This is a genomic window from Chondromyces apiculatus DSM 436, from assembly GCF_000601485.1.
GTDB lineage: Bacteria > Myxococcota_A > Polyangia > Polyangiales > Polyangiaceae > Chondromyces > Chondromyces apiculatus.
Genome location: NZ_ASRX01000049.1, coordinates 41,951 through 64,065, shown reverse-complemented (window position 1 = coordinate 64,065; position 22,115 = coordinate 41,951). Strand labels below are relative to the sequence as shown.

Genomic DNA, 22,115 nt, shown 5'->3' with positions numbered 1-22,115 from the left:
GGCCGGTGGATGGCCAATCATGAGCGCGCCAGATACCAGATCAGCGAGTGCGTGTGAGCCAGTAGAAGGGCCGCCGCTTCGCGTGGGCAATCGCCAGGACGAGCACGTGCTGTGAGTGCACCTCGAAGGCGATGAGATAGGGAAAACGCGGCGTGACGGCCCGGTGAATGGGGGAATGGCCAGCGGGGAGTTCAGGCCATCCTGGAAAGGAGAAAGGTACTTCGGTGATCCGTTCGAGGACCGACGAGACGCTGGCGACGAACTCGTCACCGAGGCCAGGCCGCTGCTCCTCGTACCACAAGGCTGCAGCGCGAAGCTCGGTACGGGCGTCAGGATGCAGCGCGATGCGCACGGCGCTGTTCAAGCTCTTCGAGGAGCTCGGTGCGTGTGGTGCTCCAGTCGACCGGCTGAGCGTGTCCTTCGGCAACTTCGCGCGAGCGCCGGGTCAGCTCATCTGCCCAGGCGGCTGCGACGGCTTCGTCGTCAGGCTCTTCCAGGCTTGAGAGAAGTTCCTCGGCGACGCGTGCCCGTTCCTGGCGAGGGAGCCGCAGGAGCTGCGCCAGGAGTTCATCGGTCGGCATGAAAATAAAGATAGCACAAAGCCGGAGCCCCGGAAGACTGGCTCCAGCGGCCGCGAGCTTCCCTCCCGAGGGCGGTGCGGCAGCTCTGACAGCACCAGCAGGGCGTGCTTCGATCTCGGACGGGCCTGCGGGTCAGGGCTTCCACGTTGTGAGAGGAGGAACGATCTTGCTGTCGTGAATGAACTGCTCTACTGCGATCCGATGACGCAGGAATTGCAGTTCAAGAAATTCGAAAATGTGTTCACCTGGTTCGACCAGAATGGCGACGGGTGGCTCACCCCGGACGACTTCGAGAAGATGGCCGCGCTGTTCATCTCCGTGGCGGACGAGAACGATCACAAGAACAGAGCACTGATGAAGGAGGGCTTCACGCTCTGGTGGGGACTTCTGGTGAAAGCCAATGAGGGCACGTCCGGAGAGAAGATCAGCAAGGAAGACTTCGTCCGCATCATGAAGGGCGTCACCGTTGCGCCGGGGGACTTCGAGAAAGTGCTGAGCGGCGTCATCGACGGGCTGATTGGAGCCCTCGACCGTGACGGCAATGGCTCCCTCTCGCAGGAGGAGTACGTGCGCATGTACGACGCGATCGGCGTCCCTCCCGCGACCTCCACCGAGGCCTTCAAGCGGCTCGATCGAGACGGCAGCGGTGAACTCAGCTATGACGAGTTCCGGCAGGCCGTCTTCGAATACTACCTGCGCGCGGACCCCGATGCCCCGGGCAACTGGCTGGTCGGCTCCATGGAAGGGGTCGGGTAGCTGGCCCCAGCCTCCGCCGCCGCTCTCCCTCGCAGCAGCCGGCGCTGACGCGCCTCGCCGACACGCCTCGCCGACGGGCTCAGGTCACCCGATCGAGAAACCCACGGATCACCGGCACGGCCACCCCTGGATCCGTGAACACCCCGTGGTCTCGCCCCTCGATCTCCGCGACCTCCCACCCCATCCTCTCCAGCTCAGCCCTCCGCGCCCGCAGCGTCGGCGCAATCTTCAGGTCGACCCCTCCCGGATAGGCCATCTCGTCCTTCTCCCCCACGTACGCCATCCGCGGACAACCGATGCGCCGCACCGCTTCCGCCTCCGGCCAGTCCTGGATGCTCTCGTAGAACGTCACGAACTGGCTCACGTTCACGGGCACCTCGGGCGCATCGACCTCGCGCTCCTGAAGGCGCAGCACCGCAAGGCGACGGCAAACCGTGACGGCCTGGAAAGGCTGATGCCGAGCTTCCCGCAGCGCGACGACCCGCCCCACATGCAGGACCTGCTCTCCCTCTGGAGCGGCGCGCTGGGGTCCACCGCCGCCTGGACCGAGACGCTCATCGCGCGCCTGGAGGCGGGGGAGTACGTGATGGCCGGCGAAGCACGACGTGAATGAGGGCGTCACTTGCGGATGGTGAAGGCGATCAGCGCGCAGACCACAGCCCACACCCCGAGCAGGATCGGCAGCGCCTGAGGCCAGTAGATGCCCTCGAGCGCGCGGAGCTGGTGGCGTCGGGCGCGCTGCTGCCCGCTCCAGTTCGTGGTGGTCTTCGAGACTTCGAGCAGCACGTAGGAGCGGATGGGCAGCAAGGGAATGCCAGCAAGCACCAGCCACTGCGTGCCGACGCGCCCCCTGGGCGTCATCCGTCGGCCGTAGAGGGCCGTCCCGATGCCGTTGACGGTCGAGAAGTCCGCCGCCTGCTTGCCGAGCCACCACGCGAGGCCGAGGATGGCCGCGAGCACCGCCAGGGCGAGGGGCACAGGCACGAGTGGGTTGTCGTCGCGCACCGAGAAGAACTCGACGCAGGCGGCGAGGTACCACATGCCCCCCAGGAGGGGCAGCGTGAGCGCGCTCGCCGTCGCCGCCTTGCTCGGGCGTTCGGTGACGGCGCGGAGCTGCGCGCCCATGCGCGCCGCGCTGTAGTACAGGAGGCTTTCGTGGGTGATGCGCAGCTTGTCTCCGCTGCCGGTGACCTGCAGCGCTCCCGCCGCGATGATGTCCCGCACCTGATCGGCTTCCAGCGAGAGCCGCGACGCAGCATCCTCGACCGTGTACCCGATGCCTTCACCTTCGCGGGGCGGGTCGCTCTCTTTCTCGCTCTCGCTCTCGGGCGCGCTCGCGTTCTCGGGTGCGCTCGCGTTCTCGGGCGCGCTGGCCCTGTCGTCCTCGGCCTTCGTCTGGAGATCGCTCACGAGCGTAGGTCGTCCTTCCTTCGAGCACACAAGCAAACTCGGTGAGCGCATCGCGGTGCGCGGGACCCGGCGCTCACGTCGGGGGCCGCTCCAGGGTAGAGAGCATACACGCGGCCGGGGAGGGGTTGAATCGCGCGGGGGCGCCCGGCCGAGGTACGATGGCCAGGTCGTCGCGGAAAGGGCATGGTCATGGGTCGGGACAGCATGTTCAGGGTGTGGATGGGGGCCGTTCTGAGCATGGTCGTGGGCTGCGGTGGAGCCGCGTCGACGACAGGGGCGAAGGCGCCGACGGGGAGTGACGCCAGCGCCGCTGACAGCGACAGGCCCCCGGTGAAGTCGGGCAGCGACAAGGAGCACCCCGCGCTGCGTTGCGGACCCCGCGACAGCTACGCCTTCGTGGCGAGCTACACCTGTGCGGACGGCTCCGTACCCCTCGCCGGGGACGTGGAAGCAGGGCGAGAAGCCCGCACGGGCAACGTGGGCGAGAACGCCATGGGCCACGTCATCGACCACTACCGGGTGCCCTGCCCCGAGGGCGACGTGGCGCTGTTCGTGGACATGTACGGCTGCCCCGAGATGGCGGCCAAGCTCGCCGCCCCCGACCCCGTGGAGAAGAAGGGCGAGCACCTCTCCCAGCAGGAGCTGATGCAGGTGGCTGGTCGCATCCACGCCGTGAGGAACCAGCCCTTCGAGGACTGGGCGCTCGCCTCGCTCGACCCGCTCATGGTGTGGCTCGACACCAGCCCCGATGTGAAGATCGTCCTGTGCAAGCCGATGCTGGCGATGTTCATCGACGAGCAGATGGACGACGCCCTCGGCAAGGTCATGCTCGCCCACGCGATGCTGACCATGGCGCAGCACACCATCATGGGCGTGAAGGGCAACGAGATGCTGCGCCAGCTCCTCGGCCTCGACGCAGCCCTCCACGTGTACGAGCAGTGGCGGACCGTCGCCAACGGCAAGCCGGTCCCCAAGGTGGAGCGCCTGCGCGCGCTGCGCAAAGCCAAGCGCCTCGGCGACGCCTTCCCCCCGGGCTTCACGTGCACGCCCTGAGCTGCCGCCGAGGGCAGCAACCCGGACGCGCCCCGGGAACGGCCCGAGCCGCGCGCCTGGCCCCAGGGTTGCTCCGGCGGTAGGCATGCGCCGAGTGCTCCTGGGAATCGCCATGCTCGTGGGAGGGTGCGCGGCGAGGGGACACCTCGCAGGGGAAGGGACACCGGGGGAGGGAACGCCGGGGGAGGGAACGCCGGATGCAGCGCCCGCCTCAGGGGCTCCGCACACCACCGGGCAAGGGCCGCACCGCGAGAGCCAGGCCGGCACTGCGCGCGAGGACGACAGGTGCGCCCAGGGGGACCTCGCGCCCCTGGCTGCAGCGGGAGAGATGGTCGGCTTGCCCGTGGAGCGCCACCTGCCGGCGGTGGTGTCCGTGCCGCTCGGCGCCACGTCGGCGCGCCCCGTGCTGGTGGTGGCGCACGGAGCCGGCGACAGGCCGGAATGGCAATGCGGCGTGTGGCGCGCAATCGTACGGAACCGTGGATTCGTGCTGTGCGTGCGCGGCTTCCCCACCAACCGTTACGTCCCCGAATCGCACACGGGCTACTTCTACACGGACCACCACGCGCTCGGACGCGAGATCACGCTGGCCATGGCGGCGCTGGAGGCGCGGTTCGGGGCCCACGTCGACACCCGCGCGCCTGCCTACGCGGGCTTCTCGCAGGGAGCCATCATGGGCGCCATGCTCCTGCCGCGGCACCCGGCGCAGTTCTCCCGGGCAGCGCTGGTCGAAGGAGGCCACGGGTTCTTCCAGGAATGGAACGTGCTGGTGGCGCAGCGGTTCAAGCAAGGAGGCGGCGAGCGGGTGCTCCTGGCGTGCGGGCGCGCCCAGTGCGCGGAGCTGGCGCGCACCTCGGCCTTCTACCTGCGGCGCGGCGGCCTGGACGCCCGGGTGATCCACGCCGAAGGCGCGGGGCACAGCTACGGCGGCAGCATGGCGGACGCCGTGGGGAGGGCCTTCTGGTGGGTGGTCGACGGGGACGCGCGGTGGTGCGGCGGAGAGGGCGGCGGAGAGGGCGAGGGCGGGGGCGAGGGCGGGACGCAGGAGCGGTGAGTGCGCGCGGTGCGCGTTTCGGTCAAAGGATGGCGGGAACCTTCAATCCTTGCGATCGGCGCCTCGATACCTTGCGCGCAGAGAGGCTTTCTCCCCTCTCACGGAGGCGAACCATGGGTGATTCGACGAAGGGCAAGGTCGGGCTCGAAGCGCTGCTGACCCCGGACAACTGCGTGCTGATCCTGATCGACCACCAGCCGTTCCAGGTGAGCGGAGTCCAGAACGTGGACCCCACGCTGATGATCAACAACGTGGTGGCGCTGGCCAAGGGCGCGAAGGCCTACGGGGTGCCCACGCTGCTTACCACGGTGGTCGAAGAGCGTGGCGGCTACCTCATCAAGCCCCTGCAGGACGTGTTCCCCGAGCAGAAGCCGATCGACCGCACCACGATCAACACCTGGGAGGACCAGCGCTGCGTCGACTGGGTGAAGAAGTCGGGCCGCAAGAAGGTGGTCATGGCGGCGCTGTGGACCGAGATCTGCCTGGCGTTCCCGGTGATCCACGCACTGGGCGACGGCTACGAGGTCTACATCGTCACCGACGCCTCGGGCGGCGTGAGCAAGGAGGCGCACGAGGTGGCCATCCAGCGGATGGTCCAGGCCGGCGCCGTGCCGCTCACCACCTGGGTCTTCATGTCGGAGCTGCAGCGCGACTGGGCGCGAGAGGATCACGCCGCCGACCTGACCGAGATCATCCTCCAGCATGGCGGCCCGATCGGCACGAACCTCGCCTGGGAACTGCAACTGCTGAAGGGCTCCGGAGTGACCAAGCCGGGCGTGTGACGTGTGCAGAGGGGGGCTGCGCTCATCCGGGGGGGGGGGCGCGTGAGCGACGGTCACGCGCGGCGGTCACGCGCAGTGGTCACGCGCGGCGGTCACGCGCGGTGGTCACGCGCGGTGGTCGCGGCGCCAGGCGCCCGGGGAGGTGCCGACGAGCTGACGGAACACGCGCGTGAAGTGGCTCTGCTCGGCGAAGCCGGTGACGAGGGCGACCTCGGCGAGGGACATGGGGCTGCTCAGGAGGAGCTGCTGGGCCTTTTGAACGCGCTCGTTCACTTGCCAGCGGTGGGGGGGCAGGCCCGTGGAGGCCTTGAAGGCGCGACCGAACTGCGATTGCGAGAGGCCAGTCATGGCGGCCAGCTCGGCGAGCTGGATGGCGGCCGAGAGGTGCTCGCGCATGTAGTCGGTCACCCGGCGTAGCTGCCAGCGGGCGAGGCCACCGCGCCCGGAAGTCCGGGGCGGGATCTTGCCGAAGCGCAGGAGATCGACGACGAGGGCCACGGTGAGGCTGTCGCCGTAGAGCTGGCTGAGGGGGTCGGGGGCCTCGCACTGCTGCGCGAGGAGCGCGCAGAGCTGCCAGATGCGGTTGTCGTGAAAGAGCGGCAGGGGCACCTGGAGCTGCGAGAGATCGAGGTACTCGCCCAGCTTCTCGCCGAGGGCGACGAGGTCGAAGTTGAGGCGGGCCTCGCGCACGATGTGTGAGCCGCCCGTGTAGCCCCACAGGGTCATGCCGGCCGGGATGAAGCTCATGGGCCAGGGACCGTCGTGGTGCGCCGGGAGGGACTGGCCGATCTTCAGGCGGGGCTCCACAGGGCCGCCGCGCGTCTCGATGACGGCCGACAGGCAGGTCTGGTCACTCGCCAGGAGGCTCCAGGCTTCACCAGGGCGGATCTGGAAGGTGATCGCGTGCACGGTGATGCCGTTCCAGGTCCGGCTCCTGGTCTGGACGGCCTCGATGTTGTGGGGGAAGCGGGCCACCGTTTCGCCCGGACTCGTGTTCACGCCGCGCATCATAACGGCGCGCGGAGCTGGAAGATCACGCTGTGGTGGCAGGCGTGATGCCTTCGTGCGCGGAGGTCCGATTTCAGGGAACGAAATGCCCTAGTCCGTCGTGAGAGGAGCGTGCCGGCGTGACCCCCGACGATGGAAAAATACAAAAAGAATCGGATAACCGGGTTAACTCTGAGCCTCCTGGCAGGAGGGGATGAGGCCGCGAGCCGGCTGGTGGGCGCTTTCGTTTACTCGCGCGCGGCGTTCATTCTCGGACCCCAATCGCCGGACATCGAGGACGCGACGACCGACGCCTACATCAATGTGCTGGAGGCGGTGGGCGGCGGCGCGGTGAGCTGTGAGCCCCAGGAGAGCTGCTCCGCGTGGTTAACCACGGTGAGCACCAGGGTCGCGATCGATCACTACCGCAGGCGCGCGAGGACCGCGCAGACGGACATTCCCTTCATCGACGAGGAACACGAGACCTCGGGTGGTGAAGCCGATCTGGATCTCGCGCTGGACACCGCGCATCGGGGTGAGCTGGTCCGCGCGCTGCTCACCGAGCTGGAGCCGGAGCACCGCGAGGTCATCGTCCTTCGCTACTGGGAGGATCTGACCCAGCGAGAGATCGCGCTGCGGCTCGGCCTCCCCGAGGGGACCGTGAAGTCCAGGTTGCACCGCGCCGAAGCGCGACTCCGCGCGGCGATCCTGAAGGTGTCGCAATCGGGGGGGATGGAGCCGATCGTCAGAGTGAGAGGGTCTGGTGAGTAAAGACTGCCTCTACAGCCCGGAAGAGCCCTTGATCGAGGAAGCCCTCGACGCACTCCCCGAGTTCCAGGCGCCACCTGCCCTCCTGACGCGCCTGGTACAGCTCACGGAGAAGCATCTCGCCGAGCGTGCTTCACAAGGTTCCGGCATCCGTCTGTGCCGTGAAGCGGGCGGCTCAGCGCGTAGCGCTGCGAGCAGCTCAGCGAGCAGCGTGGCGAGCAGCGCAGGAGGAGCCGTGGAGGCGACCGCTCCCTTCGAGGACGCCGCGCAGACAGACGCGCCAGAGCATGGAGTGGGTTCTGCTACGGGGCTGCCTCCGGGCATCGCGGAGATCCTGAGCACGCTGGTCACCGAGTCCGGAGGCCTCCGGTTCCTGCTCAAGACTGCGGTCGTGAGCGTCACCGTGGGCCTCTCGTTCGGGACCACCCTCGGCATCTGCGCGCGGCTCCCCGGAGACCCGAGCACGTCCCCCTCCTCCGACGAGCGCGCGTACCCGGTGTGGAGAGAGCGCTGAGCGCGCTCGATGTCCGCTCATCGGGCGCGGTGCTCCGTCGAGGTGAGCACCGCGCGTGATGTGTACGTCGCCGCGTCACTGTGAGTTTGCACGTGCGAGAGATGGCTCGTTTGGCGCTTGATCGCATCCTGATGGCGATGCAGAGCGCTCGCGCTGCAGTGTTCCTGCAAGCTCGCAGTGAGACGATCGATGACACGAGAACGTCATGGTTTGCAGCGTTGACAAGGGCGCGCGCGCGGCCTACTTGCTCGCCTACCAAGGAGGTCCGGTCATGAGGATTCGTGCTCTCGTTCTCGGTGGCTTCGTCGCGCTCGCATCGTCGGCGTGTGCCGGTCAGGATGCGGTCAGCGAGGAGGCTCTCGGCGAGGTCTCCGAGGCCGCAGCGGTCACCAAGATCGCTGCCACGGAGGGCGCGCTGACCCTCACCTTCGACACCCTCGGGACCTTCCAGGATCGGGCGAACGGGCGCGCGCTCATCCTGACCGCGACGGCGAACCGGTACCTCTCGAACGTCTTCACGTTCGTGCCCGACGACGCCTTCGGCACGGCGCGCATCATCAGCGAGCGGCGCCTGGAGATCGAGCTGCCGGTGGGGCACGAGCTGAACACGGTCCTCTCGGGCCTGCCGCTCTTCCTGACGGTGCAGACCTTCACGGGGACGCCGAACAGCTACACCGCGCGCGTCGACATCGGGCCGCGCTTCTACGACTTCCGCGGCTCGAACGAGATCTGGATCGACGAGGTGGTCAAGCCGGTCTACGGCGCCGCCGGTCTGCCCAACCCGCTCGTGTACCGCGGCCACGCGGACGTGACGGGGACCAACCTCACCGTGACCGCGCCGGACGGGGCGCCGGTGATGCAGCTCCTCGGCGGCGGCGAGTACAACATGAACTGGACGTACACCGCGGTGCACCAGGCCGTGGATCCCCACACCGTGCCGCTGACCTTCACCGCGCAGCTCCCCTCCGGCGCGACGGCGCAGAAGACGGCGCGGCTCGTGACCCGCGTGACCGGCCTCGCCCTGACCTCGGGCGACCCCTACGAGGTGTGGGCGACGCCCGGCTGTCAGGCCAACGTGCTCGCTTGCGTGAACGGCATGCCGGCGGGGACCACCGACTTCGGCTGGTGCGGCTCGTACCGCGAGGTGTCGCGCTGCCTGAACGCGACCACGTGCGACGTGCTGCCCACCGAGCCGTTCTCGCTCTCCCCCCTCGACACCTCGTCCCTGGAGCCGGCGCGTGACGCCTGGAACGACGGCTCGAACGGCGGCGCCTGGCACGGCATCGACACCATCCGTGGCTTCGACACCCCAGAGTGTCCGGAGGAGCCGATCACCATCGCGCAGGTGGTCGCAGAGGTGGAGGAGCTGGGCCAGCAGCAGCAGCAGCAGGGCGGCTGGTACTCCGAGACGTACACCGACCGCGCCGGCCTCTCGCAGAGCATGTTCTTCAACACGTACTACGGCAACGGCGTCGACCTCCTGGCCGCCGTCGACACGTACGCGGGCGGAGGCCCCATCCAGGCCTGGATCGCCTGGGAGGAGACCTCGTGCCACAACTGCCACTCGTGGCGTGACCGCGCCATCCTGTACTACCCGGACAGCGGCATCGTCGTGGTGGTCGACGGCTACCACGGCTACGACTCCTGAACCTGCCCCGGGCCGCGCGCCGCCGGTTCAGGTCCCGGTGGTGCGCTGGATCCCGAGGCGCTTCATGCGGCTCTGCAGGGTGGTGGGCGGCAGGCCGAGGATCATGGCGGCGCCCCCCTCCCCGTAGATGCGGCCGCTGGTGGTGGTGAGCACCCGCTCGATGTAGCGGCGCTCGTTCTCGGCCAGCGACACCAGCTCTTCCTCCGGGGTCCGCCCGGCGCTGCGCCGGCGGAGCCGCTGGTTGCTCAAGCCCAGATCGAACCCTTCGATGACCCCCGACGCCGCGCGGATGGCGCCGCGTTCGAGCAGGTTCGAGAGCTCGCGGATGTTGCCCGGGTAGTCGAGGCGCCCGAGCGCCTCCAGCGCGGCGTCCGACAGCGCGGGGATGGGGCGACCGACGCGCGGGGCGATCTCGCGCAGGAGCGCCGCGCAGAGCTGCGGGAGGTCTTCGAGGCGCTCGCGGAGGGGCACCAGGCGGAGCGGGAACACGGAGAGCCGGTAGTAGAGATCTTCCCGGAAGCGCCCGGCGGCGGCGGCGTGCTCGAGATCCAGGTGGGTCGCGGCGATGACCCGCACGTTCACCTTCACGCGGTGCTCGGAGCCCACCGGCTGGATCTCGCCCTCCTGAAGCGCGCGCAGCAGCTTGCCCTGCACGTCGAGGGGCAGCTCTCCGATCTCATCGAGGAACAGGGTGCCGCCGTCGGCCGCGCGGAACAGCCCGGGGCGGGCGCGCACGGCGCCCGTGAAGGCCCCCCGCTCGTGGCCGAACAGCTCGCTCTCCAGGGTGCCCGTGGGCAGGGCCGCGCAGTTCACGGGGACGAAGGGGCGCTGGCGGCGGCGGCTCCGCTCGTGGATGAACCGCGCCAGGCGCTCCTTGCCCGTGCCGGTCTCGCCGATCAGGAGCACCGTCGAGCCGGTGGAGGCCACGAGGACCGACTGGCGCGCCAGCTCGCGGACCCGGGTGTTCGCGCTCTCGCCGAGGACACAGGCCTCCTCGGTGATCTCCTCGATGTGCCGATCGAGCGCCGCGATGCGCTCCTCGCTCGCGAGGTTCCTCTGGGCGAGGCGCTGGCCCTGGCGCACGCAGTGGATGGAGAGCGCGAGGAGCTTGCCGAAGACCTCCGTGAGGTCGATGACGGCGCGCGGGTAGGAGACGCACTGCGCCCTGTCGAGCGACATGACCCCGAAGACCTCCGGGCCCGTCACGAGCGGGACCACCATGCACGCGTGCCCATGGGGGAAGTCCATCACGCCATCGAAGGGGTCCCCATCGCCGAAGGCGTGGTCCTCCTCGGTGAAGACGCGGCTCCTGCGCTCCTCGATGGCCAGGCGGATGGAGGGGAAATCGTCGAGGCGCAGCCGGTGCTCCCGCACCTCGGGCCGCGAGAGGGGGCCGCACGCGGCGCGGGCGCGGAGCTCGTCGCCCTTCAGCTCGAACACCACCGCCAGATCGTAAGGCGCGAGCCGCCCGAGCCACTCGAGACCCCGCTGGAGCAGCTCGTCGAGGGTGACCTCGGTGCCGTCGGCGAGCCGCGCCAGATCCGCAAGCTCCTGTGCCCCCGCCGTGAGCCAGTGATCGAGGGTCATGGTGGCAATGCTAGAGAAGGGGAGGGGCGCGCCGCTGCAACGAAATGTCGGTGCGAGCGCAACGTCAGGTCGTTGTCCAACGCCCGGCCGGTGCCTGCTGCGCAGCGTCAACAGAGGGAATTCGAGGGGTTGGGCAGTTCCCCCGCCTGGCACGGGTCGTGGAAAGAGGTGGAAAGAGCGGCCAGGGACGGCTGGGTGGGTTGGCGCGGCCAGCGCGTCTGGCGTGGCCAGCGCGTCTGGTGTGGCCAGCGCGTCTGGCGACCCTCGCGCCGCGGCGTGGGCCGCCGAGGGTGGCGCCGGGGACCCCCGGGAACGAGGCGAGGACGCGACGAGGAGGAGGATGACATGAAGTGCGAAGAAGTCACGAAGGTGCGGCGAGGCCGTCTGGGCTGGCGGCCGCAGGTGAGCCGTGTGGGCAGCGTGATGGCCGCGGCCGTGATGCTGGGGGCCTGCGGCGGCGATGAGGGGGCATCGACGCCCCTGCAGAACGAGTCCAATCTGGACGAGCAGCTCGCGGCGCTGCTCACCGAGCAGGAGGTGCGGCCCGTGGAGCCGCCCGCCGCGCAGGATCCGAAGCGCGTGGAGCTGGGGCGAAAGCTGTTCTTCGAGAAGGAGATCAGCGGGCGCCGCAACATCTCGTGCGGGACTTGCCATCACCCGCTCCTCGGGTCCGCCGACGGTCAGAGCCAGTCGCGCGGCCAGGGCGCGGTGGGGCTCGGGCCGCTGCGCAGGCACGAGGGCGAGAGCCTGTTCCTCGCGAGGAACACGCTGTCGCTCTGGAACCGCGGCGTCGCCGGCTGGGACACCATGTTCTGGGACGGGCGGCTCGCCGGCAACCCGGAGGAGGGATACATCTCGCCCTCTGGCGACCCGACGCCGCAGGAGTTCTCCAGCGCGCTCGCGGCGTTCACGATCATCCCCGTGACACCCGACGAGGAGATGCGCGGGTTCCCCGGAGAGCCCGACGTGTTCGGGAACCCCAACGAGATGGCCGACCTGACGAACGACGACTTCGCCGAGATCTGGCCGCTTGTGGTCGCGCGCGCGATGGGGGTCGAGGAGTACCGGCAAGAGCTGCTCGCGGCCTTCCCCGGCACGACGGAGGACACGATCAGCATCCTGCACCTGGGCGAGGCGATCGGCGCGTTCATGATCGACGCGTTCACGATGCTCGACACGCCGTTCGATCGTTACCTGGCGGGGGACACGGAGGCCCTGTCGGACTCGGCCAAGCGCGGCGCGCTCCTGTTCTACGGTCGCGCGAGCTGCTCCTCGTGCCACACCGGGGCGCTACAGACCGACTTCAAGTTCCACAACGTCGCCGCGCCGCAGGTGGGCACGGGCAAGGGCGAGGAGGCGCCGCTCGACTTCGGCCGCGGCCGCATCACGGGTGAGATGTCAGACCGCTTCAAGTTCCGCACGCCGTCCCTGCGCAACATCGAGCTGGAGGGGCCCTGGATGCACAACGGGGCCTATGCCGATCTGGAGGACACGGTGCGCCATCACCTCGATCCAGCGGCCTCCCTGAGCGCCTACGACGACCGGCAGGTGGAGCCGGAGCTCGTCGGCACCTACCAGAAGAACAGCGAGGAGTTGCTGTCCACGCTCGCCCCGGAACTCGCGGTGAAGGGTGACCCGCTCTCGGACAAGGAGGTGGTGGACCTCATGGCCTTCCTATCGTCGCTGACCGATCCGCGGTCGCTGAACCTGATGCACCTGGTCCCGGATACCCTGCCGAGCGGTCTGCCCGTCGACGACTGAGCCTCGACGGAGCCCCCGCGTGGGCGCGCCCTCGTCCCTGACCAGCTCGGCTCAGGGAGGGGGGGCCGCGAGGGTGGGGAGGGCGTCCTTCAGCTCGGCGAAGCGGGCAGCGAGGTCGGCAGGCTGGTAATGGGCGTTGAGGCCGCTGGGGTTGGGGAGGATCCAGACGGTGACGCCTTCGAGGGGCTCGGGTTGCCGGCCCATGAGGGCGCGGGGCTTGGCGAAGGCCACGCGGTAGGCGCCGACGCCGAGGACGGCGAGGACCCGAGGCGCATAGCGGCGGAGCTTGCGGCGGAGGATGACGCCACCCTCGCGGAGCTGGTCGGGGGTGAGTTCGTCGGCGGTGGCAGTGGCAGGTGAGGCGACGTTGGTGAGGCCGTAGCCGAGCGAGGGGAGGAGGAGGTCTTCGTCGGGGGTGAAGCGTCGGGGGGTGAAGCCGCCTGCGTGGAGCGCTGGCCAGAATCGGTTGCCGGGGCGGGCGAAATGGTGGCTGACAGCGGCGGAGTAGAGGCTGGGGTTGATGCCGCAGAAGAGCACCTGGAGGCCCTTGGCGATGCGGTCGGGGATGGTCCGGCCATGGGCCGCGGCGATCTCCGCGGCGGTGGGGCGCTGCATGGGGCCTGGCCTAACATCTGGCGGCGGTGTGCTCCAGCGTCGTTCCACGAATTCGTCAGGAAGCGGTCAGGAGAGGGGGCGAGGCGAGGGGAGGGAGGCCCAAAACGTGGGGGATCCTGGGGGGATGACCGACGGATGACGGATGCGTGACCCTGGTCGTCTGGAGGGATCCGTACAAGCATTGGATGGCCATCGCGCTTTTTCTCGTGGCGCACTCGACTCTCGCGGTTTTCTTCCAGACGTTCTTCCTCCACCGCTATGCGTCGCACCGGATGTTCACCTGCTCGCCAGGCTGGGAGCGGGTGTTCTTCGTGCTGACGTGGATGACCCAGGGGGCGTCGTTCCTGATCCCGCGGGCCTATGCGGTGCTGCACCGGATGCACCACGCTTACAGCGATACGCCGAAGGATCCGCACTCGCCGCGGCATGCGTCGGGGTTCCTGGCGATGATGTGGGCGACGAAGGTGCAGTACTTCGCGATCCTGCGGGGCGAGGAGAAGCCGGAGGCGCGGTTCGAGGGGGGCTACCCGGAGTGGGCGCTGCTGGAGAAGGTGGGGGATTCGTGGGTGTCGCGGATTGCGTGGGGGGCGGGATACACGGTGTTCTATGGGGTGTTCGCGACGGCGTGGTGGCAGTTCCTGCTGCTGCCGGTGCACTACCTGATGGGGCCGATTCACGGGGCGATCGTGAACTGGTGCGGGCACCGGTACGGGTATCGGAACTTCGACAGCGATGACGATTCGCGGAACACGCTGGTGTTCGATTTCGTGACGCTGGGGGAGCTGTTCCAGAACAATCACCACAAGTACGGGCAGCGGGCGAACTTCGCGGTGCGGTGGTTCGAGGTGGACCCGGCATACCAGGTGATGCGGGTGATGCACTGGATGGGAATCATCCGGCTGGGAGAGAAGCCGCAGGCGGCGGGGAAGGGGGGGCGGTGGGGAAGGTGGGGTAACCTTCGAGCAGCGGAGCCGCAGCCATGAGCGATGTAGACCCTATCTCCGAGGCACTCGCAGCCGGGCCAGAGGCTGTTCACAGGGCCGTCGAGGCGGCCATCGAGAGGGGGGAGTCGGCCTATTTCTTTGAGCACCTCGGGAGAATGGCCAGTTACAGGGTGTTCCATGGGACCAGCTTCGAGCTGGTGCTGGCGTGGACTGAAGCGTCCATCACGGCGTATGCGGCTGCGGCTGCGCGGATTTCCAATGCCATCGATCGCAATGGTCGGGAGATCTGTGAACTCGGGCTGCGGGCCGTGTTCATCGGGCGGTTCGGTATGGGGTCCGAGCAGGCGAAGAAGTACCTGGCCGACATCGAGGGGGTTCTGTTCGAGAGCGTGGCTGGCATCGAGAGCCCTGCGCAGGTGCGCGCGGACCTTGCTGGGAGCCATGCGCAATGGGAGCGTGTCTCGGTGGCGCGGGAGCGTTTCCGGCACGTGGGAAAGCTCCGGGAGATGGGGCTTCTCCACGGAGATCTCGAGCCGTGGTTTGCGGTGTTCGCCCGGAGCTGAGCCGAGAGGGGGCCTCGGGGCTCTGTTGACGCCTGCCTTGGTGCGTGGTGGAGATGGGGGATGTCGTCGGGTCGGGCCTCGTACTCGGTCGTCGAGGCGACCCCGGGGTGGGTCGCAGGGCGGCTGGAGGCGCTGGCGGGGGACTTGATGCTGCCTTGTCCGGTGCGGGACGGGTTCCTGTTCCGCGCGGATGAGGAGTTCTACGAGGCCTGTACGGGGTCGGTCGTGTCGCTGCAGCAGGCGGCGCGGAAGGTGATCGAGCACCTGGGGCTGGCGTGCGGGGCGGTGGTGGTGGGGTTCCGGTCAGGGGTGGAGCACGCGGGGAGCATCCAGCGGAAGGGGGGGGACTGGTTCATCGAGATCTCGGAGCGGTTCCGGGGGGATGGATATGCGATCGGGGCGGTGCTGGCGCACGAGTGCTGTCACATTCTGCTGGTGGAGCGGGGGGTGGGGGAGATGGGGTCGGCGGTGGACGAGGTGCACGTGGACCTCGCGGTGATGCTGACGGGGCTGGGGGCGCTGACGCTGAATGCGATCACGGAGCGGACGCGGTTCGGCGAGGGGCAGGCGGTGAGGGTGTACCAGTCGCTGGGGTATCTGAGCATCGGGATGCTGGAGTATGCGTATGCGTATGTGGCGGATGCGCTGGGGGTGGGGCGGGAGCGGGCGCTGCGGGATCTGAGCGATTCGGCGCGGGGGAGTGTGAGGTTTCTGCTGGTGGAGCGGGCGATGGGGCGGGTGATGGGGCGGGAGAGGGGGCTGGCGTATCAGGGGCTGGGGTCGCATGTGGTGGTGCCTTGCGTGGGGGAATGCAGGCAGCGGTTGCGGGTGCCGGCAGGGGCGGTGGGGAAGGTGCGGTGTCCGGAGTGTGGGCACGCGCGGGGGTTCGATGGGCGGGGGTGCGTGGTGGCGGCGAGGGGGGAGCGGGTGAAGATGGTGCGGGTGGGGGTGCCGGAGTTGACGGCGCTCTATCGGGTGCGGGTGTTCCTGGGGAGCCTGTCGCTGCCGGAGAAGGTGGTGTACCTGGCGCTCGTGGCGGCGATCGGGTGGTTCGGGTCGTCGCCGCTGCGAGGGCTCCATTGACGGGCCGGGGTGAGGCGTGATGCAGATGGGGTATGGGGATGACTCCGGACGCCGCCGCGAGTGGCGGGCGAGAGGGGGCGGTGGACGCGGGGGTCGCGCCGCGGGCGGGGTGGCCCTGGTGGTCCGCGCGTGCGGGCGAGGCGCCCAGGGGGCCTTCCGCAGACCCTGAGCTGGAGGCGCTGGAGGCGCGGGTGGGGCTGCGCGCCGAGGTGGCCTGGGGGTGGGCCCGGCTGGCGCCGAAGATCCTCGGGCCGTTGCTGGAGCTGGGGCCGAGGTGCAGGCCGCTGTCGATGACGGGTGGGCGGCTGGTGGCGGTGGAGCTTCACGCGATGCCCACGATTCCGGACGTCGAGGGGTGGCTGCGCGACGTGCGGCATGTGCAGACGGGGAGCGTGGAGGTGTGCGCGGCGCTCGCGGACGGGACACGGAGCTTCGTGGTCGACTCCGAAGCGTGCGCGCGGGTGGTGCTTGCACGCACGGATGCGCGGCTGGTGCGGCAGGTCGACCGGGAGCGAGGGAACAGGGAAGGGTGGCTGGAGGCGCCGGATCTGGATGCGGGGTTCGTGCCGATCCTGCGGCTGTCGCACGCGGTCTGGCTGGCCTGGGATGGAGACGATGGGCGCGCGATCAGCGTGATGACGGGGAAAGGGCGGCCGCACTTCGTGGGGCGCGGGGCGGACCGGCTCGGGACGCGCATCGGGCCTCAGGGGCCGATGCCCTACCGCGTGGCGCCTCATCCCGGCGCGGAGGAGAGCCAGCGGGCGGCAGGGGGGTCGGGCTGGGCCGCCGCGGTGCACCGCACCGACGGGCATCCGCCGCAAGTCGTCACCGCGAGAGGGGACTGGTGGGCTGCGATCCTTCCCTACCGGGAGAATACGTCGGCGTGGAGTGACGACTTCGCGCACTGGTGGCGGCACCATCCTGGGCACCCGCTCCTGGGGTGGCCTCGGGGCTACCGGTTCGATGGGGCAGGGGTGACGATCCACCGCGCAGGGGAGGGGCGCGTGGAGATGGCGCTCGCCGGTGGGTTCAGGGTGTTCGTATGGCGTGACGGGGCGCTGGCGCTCGTGGCCCGGCCCGAGACGGTGCTGGATCAGGTGCGGGCGTCGGGCGGGGAGCTTCCGCCGGGGAGCGAGGCGCTCGCGGCGATCGAGACGCACGCGCTCGGGGCGCCGCCGGAGGTGCGCGAGTTCGGGCTGGGGTCCGGGGAGCGGCTGCTCGTCTGCACCGAGAGTGTCATCGCGCATGTCGGGCTCGAGGTGCTCGCCAGGTGTCTCGGGGGCGATCCGTACCGCGCCGCGAACGACATCGCGATCTTCCTGGAGACCGCGGGCGCGCCGGGGCTCGCGCTGGTCCTGACGCCCAAGGCCACCACGGAGGCTGCGTCGGCGGGGTCGGCCGGGTCGGCGGGGTCGGCGGGGTCGGCGGGGTCGGCGGCGGCGGGGCCGGAGGCGTGGCTGCCTGCGCTCGATGTCGCGCTCGGGCCGAGGGACGATGCCGGACCGGTCGGGCTGCCGCGCTGGGCGATCCATCGGGGCTTCCCGATCCACCGCGTCGAGATGGCCAGCGTGCCGCATGTCTGGCTGCACGCGCTGCGTGCCGCCGTGGGTCGCGCGCACCCGTCTCCGGAGCCAGGTGACCTGCTGCGGGTGTCCCTCACGGAGCAGCGGAGCTTCCAGCTTCAGTTCGATGGAACGGACTGGCAGCAGTTCAGCAACGCCTACCGGCCCACCGAGGGGGTCGTTCTGGAGGGGTCTCTCCGGTTCCCAGAGGACACGCCGTCGGAGCGGCTGGAGGCGGCGTGGGTCGAGGCCTCGCGGACGCGCGCGCGGCCGGCGACGCTGGCGGTGGTGGCGGAGGAGGAAGGCTGCGCAGCCTTCGCGCTCTGGCTGCGGCTGATCGAGGCGCACCGGAGCGGCGAGCCGGTGGCAGGGCTCGTCGAGGCGAGCGAGCGTGTGTCGGCGGGGGCGCGGGCGCGCTGCGCGCGTCTGCTGCCGGATGAGAGCTATGTGCACCGGGTGGAGGCTGGCTCGCTCCTGGCGCATCCCCACCATTTCCACGGGTGCGTGGTGCGCTTCCGGAGCAGGGTCTCGGAAGGCTTCGAGCGGATGTTCGTCGGGGGAGCGTGGTGGAATCCCGTGGGGGGCGAGGAGGGGGTCCCGCGGATGCGCACCTACTTCGCCGACGTGGAGGCGACGTGGGTCTCCGAGTCAGGGCATGGCTACGGGCACTTCGACCTCTGCCCCGCGCAGGCGTGCGGGAAAGCGACAGAGATTGCAGGGCCGCGAGAGGCGCGCCGCGTGGACGCTGAAGCGCTGCACCGCGGGCGCGTGCGCGAGGGGGTGCCGCTGCGGGTGGAGCTGGAGCTGGAGTGCCACAAGCACCACTGGGAATGGCGCGGCCATCACTTCCCACGCCCGGCCGGGATCGATTACGAGGCGCCCCAGCGCTGCCGGGCGGATCTGATCGTGGCGTTGGTGGAGTCGATCGTGATCCTGACGGTGCTGGATCGGGTGGTGCTCCCGGCCTGAGTGGTCAGGTGCCGGGAAGGGCGGGGGGCGGGCTGCGGCGCATCATGCGCGCCATGGTGCGGGCGGAGAACTCGCGGCTGAAGAGGCGGGAGAGGGTGACGAGGGCGCGGTTTCCGGCGCCGTGGATGGCGGCAGGGCGGCCGGCTGCGAAGGCGGTGAGGCCAAGCTGGGCGACGTGGTTAGGGGAGGCGCGGGTCTCGGCGCCAGGGACGTTGCCGGCGCGCTGGAAGAAGGCGGTTTCGGTTGCGCCAGGGCTCAAGGCGAGGACGCGGACGCCGCGGGGTTCGTACTCGGCCCAGAGGGCGGCGGTGAAGGCGAGGACGAAGGCCTTGGTGGCGCCGTAGGTCGAGAAGAAGGGGCTGGGCTGGTGGCCAGCGAGGGAGGCGACCTGGATGACGCCGCCGCGCTGGGCTTCGAGCATGGGCATGAAGAGGTGGGTGAGGGCGACGAGGGCGCGGACGTTGAGGTCGATCTGTTCGAGGTGAGTGGGGAGGGGGACGTCGGCGAAGGGGCCGTGGACGCCGAAGCCGGCGTTGTTGATCAAGACGTCGATCGTGAGGCCGCGGGCGCGGACGTCGTCGAAGAGGCGCTGGGGGGCGTCAGGGGTGGTGAGGTCGGCGGGGATGACGTGGGCGCGGCCCAGCTCCTTGGCGAGGGCGGAGAGGCGGGCTTCGTTGCGGGCGACCAGGACGAGGTGAGCGCCTCGCGCGGAGAGGGCGCGGGCGAAGGAGGCGCCAATGCCGAGGGAGGCGCCGGTGATGAGCACTGTCCGGTTGCGGAAGTCGTAGGGAGTCATGGGAGAGAAGGTTGTGGTGGTGGGCGTTTTCGGTCAACGTGCAGCGGCGCAAAGGGGCTTTCCAGGAATGCAACACGAGACGGCGCCGTTGTGGGACGATCTACGGGTGCTGCTGGCGCTGCATCGGCAGGGGAGCTTCCTCGGGGCGGGGCGGGCGCTCGGGATGTCGACGAGCACGGCGTCGCGGCGGATCGAGGCGCTGGAGGCGGCGCTGGGGCGGGTGCTGGTGCGGCGAAGCAGCAGCGGGACGGCGCTAGAGGCGGAGGCACTGGGGCTGGTGAGGCTCGCGGAGGAGATGGAGCTGGGGCTGCGGGCGGTGCGGCGGGACAGGGCGGAGGACGCGCTGTCGGGGACGGTGCGGGTGTCGACGGCAGGGTCGGCAACGCGGGGGGTGACGCAGCGGTTGTGTGAGCTGCGGCGGAGGCATCCGGGGCTGACGTTCGAGATCCTGGACGAGACGCGGCTGGTAGATCTCGCGCGGCGGGAGGCGGATATCGCGATGCGGTCCGTGAAGGTGCAGTCGGAGGTGGTGGCGCACCGGGCGGTAGGACGGGCACACTTCGGGCTGTACGCGGGGGCGCATTACGTGGAGCGGCGCCTGTCGAAGACGCGGGTAAAGGTGAGCGATTTCGGGCGGCACGATTTCGTGGGATACGAGGAAGCGCTGGCGAAGACACCAAAGAATGCGTGGCTGACGGAGCGAGGCGTGACGCGGTTCGTGTTTCAGTCGAATACCGATCACGCCCTGGTGGAGGCGATTGCGCAGGGGCAGGGGCTAGGGTTGCTGTCCGTGGGGCTGGCGCGGGAGCACGCGGGGTTGATGCGGGTGGAGGTGGACGCGGAACTGCCGTCGGTGCCGGTGTACCTGGCGTACCACCGGGAGCTGCGGGACGTGCCGCGGATCCGGCTGGTGCTGGAGACGCTGGCGGCAGCGCTGCAGGAGGCGCTGAGGGGGTAGGGGAGGGGGGCACGCAGAGGGGAGCGCAGAGAAGGAGAGGTTAGGGGGGAGCGTCGAGATGCTCGATGAGCCAGAGGATCACCTTTTCGGCTTGGAGCTTCTCGGAGATGACGCTGAGGACGAGGCGCTCCTTGTCATCCGTGGGGGCATCGACGGTCAGGCCCACCAGTCGGAGCTGGTCGGTCATGGCGAACCAGGCGATGCGTTTGTTACCGTCGCAGAAGACGTGGTTGAGCGCGAAGTAGATCAACAGGTGGGCGGCGACGCCGAGCGGGTCGGCTTCAGCTTCGGTCTCCGCGCCCGTCCGGTAGAGATCGGCGTTCACAGCGCTGTAGACGGCGCCGTCCAGGCGGTCCGGGTGAAGGACTCCAGCGGCGCCGCCGTAGTGGGCAATCGCGTCCGCGTGAAGCTCCACGATTCGGTCGGTGGTGAGGAGCGAAAAGCCGACGGAGGGAGGCGCGGTCATTGCGCGAGGCGATGGAGTAGTTCGCCATGCTGCTCGATCAGCTCGCGGGTGCGCTCGGGGCCGGAGGGGATGGTGGGGCCTTCGACAGGGTCGAGGCGGAGCAGACGCTGAAAGCCCGAGGGCGTTGCGGTGACGAGAAGTGCGGCAACGGGCTGGCCACGCAGGGAGAGGGCGCGCTCTAGGAGTGCCGGTGTGACGTAGAACGTATGCTCGCCCTCAGCATCTTTGAGACTCAGGCTGGAGCTGTCGAATCTGATGCCGACAAGCTCGCCGAGAAGTTTGCGAAGCTTCGGAGGGGCGGCGCCCGAAGGTGAGGCAGGTCGGGGAGGACCGATGCGGAGCCCTCGAAGAATAGCTATCGGCTCCTCAGATTCCAGGAGCCATTTCTGCGTCGTTGCCACGAGAAGTTGATCCGCATCGGAAGCCTGCGGTTGGTCGATTGTCTCGTCGTGGCGGGCCTGGATCGCCGCACGCGTATGCAGACGGATGCGTTTCGTCAGCGCAGGGGGAAAAAGCCTGCTCATCTTTGTGATGCCATGCAGCGCACAGAGGAGGGCGCGGCGACCCAGCTCAATGGCCCGCTCCTGCAGCCCGCCTCGATCGATGCATTCAAAGACACCCTGCAGGAGCACCTGAGCGCGAACCAAGTCGAAGGCAGGGTTCTGCGCGAGCGCTTCGCTGAGATGTTCCGTTGAAGTCTGGGCCATGAACTCCACGAGGGATGAGTGGATGGCGTCCTCTCGCACCAGCTCACTGAAGGTGAGGTAGAATCCTTTTACAATCCCTTCAGCCAGCTCGATCTGCGTCGCTGCGATGGGCGAGCCGAGCTGTACTTCGAGGCTTCCATGTCGCGCGTCTGGATGATCTTCGATCAGCCAAGATGGTTGCTGGAGCGACCAGCGCCAGGCTCGTAGGCGGATGACCATGTCCTGGTAGCGGAGCGCGATCGCGTGGAGTGACTCCTCCGTGATCGGGCTCTTCACCAGATCCTCGCGGAGCGTCTCCAGAACCTGCGCGAACCAGCGCAGGCTGGCGCGGTCCTGCGCTGGGAGCGCGTTGAACCACGTCTCCAAAGAAGCGAACCTGGTCGACGGGGGCAAGTCGACCAGGACTGCAGCGGCGGACGTGCCGTTCATGCGGGTAATCTAGGAGAGGGGTGAGCAGGGGGCAATGCGCGTCGGGGAGGGCGTGGTACGGAACGGCTGAGGCGTGACACGGGTCGTGGCACGGCCGGATGGGGGCGTGCTACGGTCCCGCT

General features: G+C 69.3%; 24 protein-coding genes. 14 read left to right on the top strand and 10 right to left on the bottom strand.

What is annotated here, in order from left to right; genetic code table 11:
• Nucleotides 1–40: 40 nt before the first annotated feature.
• Together CAP_RS27505 and CAP_RS48760 are read right to left on the bottom strand one after the other, a co-directional pair.
• Complete coding sequence (locus tag CAP_RS27505; protein WP_044246476.1) at nt 41–352, bottom strand: type II toxin-antitoxin system RelE/ParE family toxin; 312 nt, start codon at nt 350–352, stop codon at nt 41–43.
• Nucleotides 330–581, bottom strand: coding sequence for an addiction module protein (locus CAP_RS48760; RefSeq protein WP_081865313.1), 252 nt, complete (start codon nt 579–581; stop codon nt 330–332). Before CAP_RS48760 ends, CAP_RS27505 begins: the two co-directional genes overlap by 23 nt.
• Before the next feature lie 174 nt (nt 582–755).
• On the opposite strand from CAP_RS48760, the gene CAP_RS27500 reads away from it, so the two are divergent.
• Nucleotides 756–1,337, top strand: coding sequence for an EF-hand domain-containing protein (locus tag CAP_RS27500; protein ID WP_231511723.1), 582 nt, complete (start codon nt 756–758; stop codon nt 1,335–1,337).
• Nucleotides 1,338–1,416: 79 nt separating this feature from the next.
• Here the strand turns inward: CAP_RS27500 and CAP_RS27495 are convergent, their stop codons facing one another.
• On the bottom strand, nt 1,417–1,752 hold the full coding sequence (locus CAP_RS27495) for an alpha/beta fold hydrolase (RefSeq protein ID WP_052376075.1): 336 nt from the start codon (nt 1,750–1,752) through the stop codon (nt 1,417–1,419).
• A gap of 39 nt (nt 1,753–1,791) precedes the next feature.
• Between CAP_RS27495 and CAP_RS50980 the strand changes: the two genes are divergently transcribed.
• Nucleotides 1,792–1,950, top strand: coding sequence for a hypothetical protein (locus CAP_RS50980; protein ID WP_156041193.1), 159 nt, complete (start codon nt 1,792–1,794; stop codon nt 1,948–1,950).
• A 5-nt stretch (nt 1,951–1,955) separates the two neighbouring features.
• Here the strand turns inward: CAP_RS50980 and CAP_RS27485 are convergent, their stop codons facing one another.
• Nucleotides 1,956–2,747, bottom strand: coding sequence for a hypothetical protein (locus CAP_RS27485; protein ID WP_044246419.1), 792 nt, complete (start codon nt 2,745–2,747; stop codon nt 1,956–1,958).
• 189 nt (nt 2,748–2,936) lie between these two features.
• On the opposite strand from CAP_RS27485, the gene CAP_RS27480 reads away from it, so the two are divergent.
• From CAP_RS27480 to CAP_RS27470, 3 genes are all read left to right on the top strand, one after another.
• The gene (locus CAP_RS27480; RefSeq protein ID WP_156041192.1) at nt 2,937–3,800 is read left to right on the top strand and encodes a hypothetical protein; all 864 of its coding nucleotides are present in this window, start codon (nt 2,937–2,939) and stop codon (nt 3,798–3,800) included.
• A gap of 85 nt (nt 3,801–3,885) precedes the next feature.
• Nucleotides 3,886–4,854 (top strand): alpha/beta hydrolase, encoded by a 969-nt coding sequence (locus tag CAP_RS27475; protein ID WP_156041191.1) that lies wholly within the window; start codon nt 3,886–3,888, stop codon nt 4,852–4,854.
• Nucleotides 4,855–4,967: 113 nt separating this feature from the next.
• Nucleotides 4,968–5,636, top strand: coding sequence for a hydrolase (locus tag CAP_RS27470; protein WP_044246415.1), 669 nt, complete (start codon nt 4,968–4,970; stop codon nt 5,634–5,636).
• A 105-nt stretch (nt 5,637–5,741) separates the two neighbouring features.
• On the opposite strand, the gene CAP_RS27465 is transcribed toward CAP_RS27470, so the two are convergent.
• Entirely contained in the window at nt 5,742–6,635 is an 894-nt protein-coding gene (locus CAP_RS27465) for a helix-turn-helix domain-containing protein (protein ID WP_197041379.1), read from the bottom strand.
• Nucleotides 6,636–6,857: 222 nt separating this feature from the next.
• On the opposite strand from CAP_RS27465, the gene CAP_RS27460 reads away from it, so the two are divergent.
• The 3 genes from CAP_RS27460 to CAP_RS27450 all read left to right on the top strand — a co-directional run bounded on the left by CAP_RS27460 (nt 6,858) and on the right by CAP_RS27450 (nt 9,553).
• Nucleotides 6,858–7,394, top strand: a complete 537-nt coding sequence (locus CAP_RS27460) for an RNA polymerase sigma factor (protein WP_052376071.1) — start codon at nt 6,858–6,860, stop codon at nt 7,392–7,394.
• Nucleotides 7,387–7,905: a hypothetical protein gene (locus CAP_RS52630; RefSeq protein WP_197041378.1), complete on the top strand. Its 519-nt coding sequence runs from the start codon at nt 7,387–7,389 to the stop codon at nt 7,903–7,905. The genes CAP_RS27460 and CAP_RS52630 overlap by 8 nt, the downstream gene beginning before the upstream one ends.
• Nucleotides 7,906–8,176: 271 nt before the next feature.
• Nucleotides 8,177–9,553: a hypothetical protein gene (locus tag CAP_RS27450; RefSeq protein WP_044246411.1), complete on the top strand. Its 1,377-nt coding sequence runs from the start codon at nt 8,177–8,179 to the stop codon at nt 9,551–9,553.
• Nucleotides 9,554–9,580: 27 nt separating this feature from the next.
• Here the strand turns inward: CAP_RS27450 and CAP_RS27445 are convergent, their stop codons facing one another.
• A complete protein-coding gene (locus CAP_RS27445) occupies nt 9,581–11,140 on the bottom strand; it encodes a sigma 54-interacting transcriptional regulator (RefSeq protein WP_044246410.1) in 1,560 nt (519 codons plus the stop codon).
• Between the two features lie 345 nt (nt 11,141–11,485).
• On the opposite strand from CAP_RS27445, the gene CAP_RS27440 reads away from it, so the two are divergent.
• Nucleotides 11,486–12,901, top strand: a complete 1,416-nt coding sequence (locus CAP_RS27440) for a cytochrome c peroxidase (protein WP_052376069.1) — start codon at nt 11,486–11,488, stop codon at nt 12,899–12,901.
• A 51-nt stretch (nt 12,902–12,952) separates the two neighbouring features.
• On the opposite strand, the gene mug is transcribed toward CAP_RS27440, so the two are convergent.
• Nucleotides 12,953–13,516: a G/U mismatch-specific DNA glycosylase gene (gene mug / locus CAP_RS27435; RefSeq protein WP_044246408.1), complete on the bottom strand. Its 564-nt coding sequence runs from the start codon at nt 13,514–13,516 to the stop codon at nt 12,953–12,955.
• A 185-nt stretch (nt 13,517–13,701) separates the two neighbouring features.
• On the opposite strand from mug, the gene CAP_RS27430 reads away from it, so the two are divergent.
• The 4 genes from CAP_RS27430 to CAP_RS27415 are packed head-to-tail and all read left to right on the top strand — an operon-like array spanning nt 13,702 to nt 18,637.
• A complete protein-coding gene (locus tag CAP_RS27430; RefSeq protein WP_044246406.1) occupies nt 13,702–14,499 on the top strand; it encodes an acyl-CoA desaturase in 798 nt (265 codons plus the stop codon).
• Entirely contained in the window at nt 14,496–15,023 is a 528-nt protein-coding gene (locus CAP_RS27425; RefSeq protein WP_044246404.1) for a hypothetical protein, read from the top strand. The genes CAP_RS27430 and CAP_RS27425 overlap by 4 nt, the downstream gene beginning before the upstream one ends.
• Before the next feature lie 60 nt (nt 15,024–15,083).
• Nucleotides 15,084–16,106: a hypothetical protein gene (locus CAP_RS55185; RefSeq protein ID WP_044246402.1), complete on the top strand. Its 1,023-nt coding sequence runs from the start codon at nt 15,084–15,086 to the stop codon at nt 16,104–16,106.
• Nucleotides 16,107–16,144: 38 nt separating this feature from the next.
• The gene (locus tag CAP_RS27415) at nt 16,145–18,637 is read left to right on the top strand and encodes a hypothetical protein (protein ID WP_156041189.1); all 2,493 of its coding nucleotides are present in this window, start codon (nt 16,145–16,147) and stop codon (nt 18,635–18,637) included.
• Between the two features lie 4 nt (nt 18,638–18,641).
• Here the strand turns inward: CAP_RS27415 and CAP_RS27410 are convergent, their stop codons facing one another.
• Nucleotides 18,642–19,433 (bottom strand): SDR family NAD(P)-dependent oxidoreductase, encoded by a 792-nt coding sequence (locus CAP_RS27410; protein ID WP_044246399.1) that lies wholly within the window; start codon nt 19,431–19,433, stop codon nt 18,642–18,644.
• 67 nt (nt 19,434–19,500) lie between these two features.
• Here CAP_RS27410 and CAP_RS27405 point away from each other — a divergent pair, with 67 nt between their 5' ends.
• On the top strand, nt 19,501–20,391 hold the full coding sequence (locus CAP_RS27405; RefSeq protein WP_044246397.1) for a LysR family transcriptional regulator: 891 nt from the start codon (nt 19,501–19,503) through the stop codon (nt 20,389–20,391).
• A 40-nt stretch (nt 20,392–20,431) separates the two neighbouring features.
• Here CAP_RS27405 and CAP_RS27400 read toward each other — a convergent pair whose 3' ends face one another.
• Both CAP_RS27400 and CAP_RS27395 read right to left on the bottom strand, forming a co-directional pair.
• Nucleotides 20,432–20,857, bottom strand: a complete 426-nt coding sequence (locus CAP_RS27400; RefSeq protein ID WP_052376067.1) for a type II toxin-antitoxin system death-on-curing family toxin — start codon at nt 20,855–20,857, stop codon at nt 20,432–20,434.
• A complete protein-coding gene (locus tag CAP_RS27395; RefSeq protein ID WP_044246396.1) occupies nt 20,854–21,993 on the bottom strand; it encodes a hypothetical protein in 1,140 nt (379 codons plus the stop codon). Before CAP_RS27395 ends, CAP_RS27400 begins: the two co-directional genes overlap by 4 nt.
• Nucleotides 21,994–22,115 lie beyond the last annotated feature (122 nt).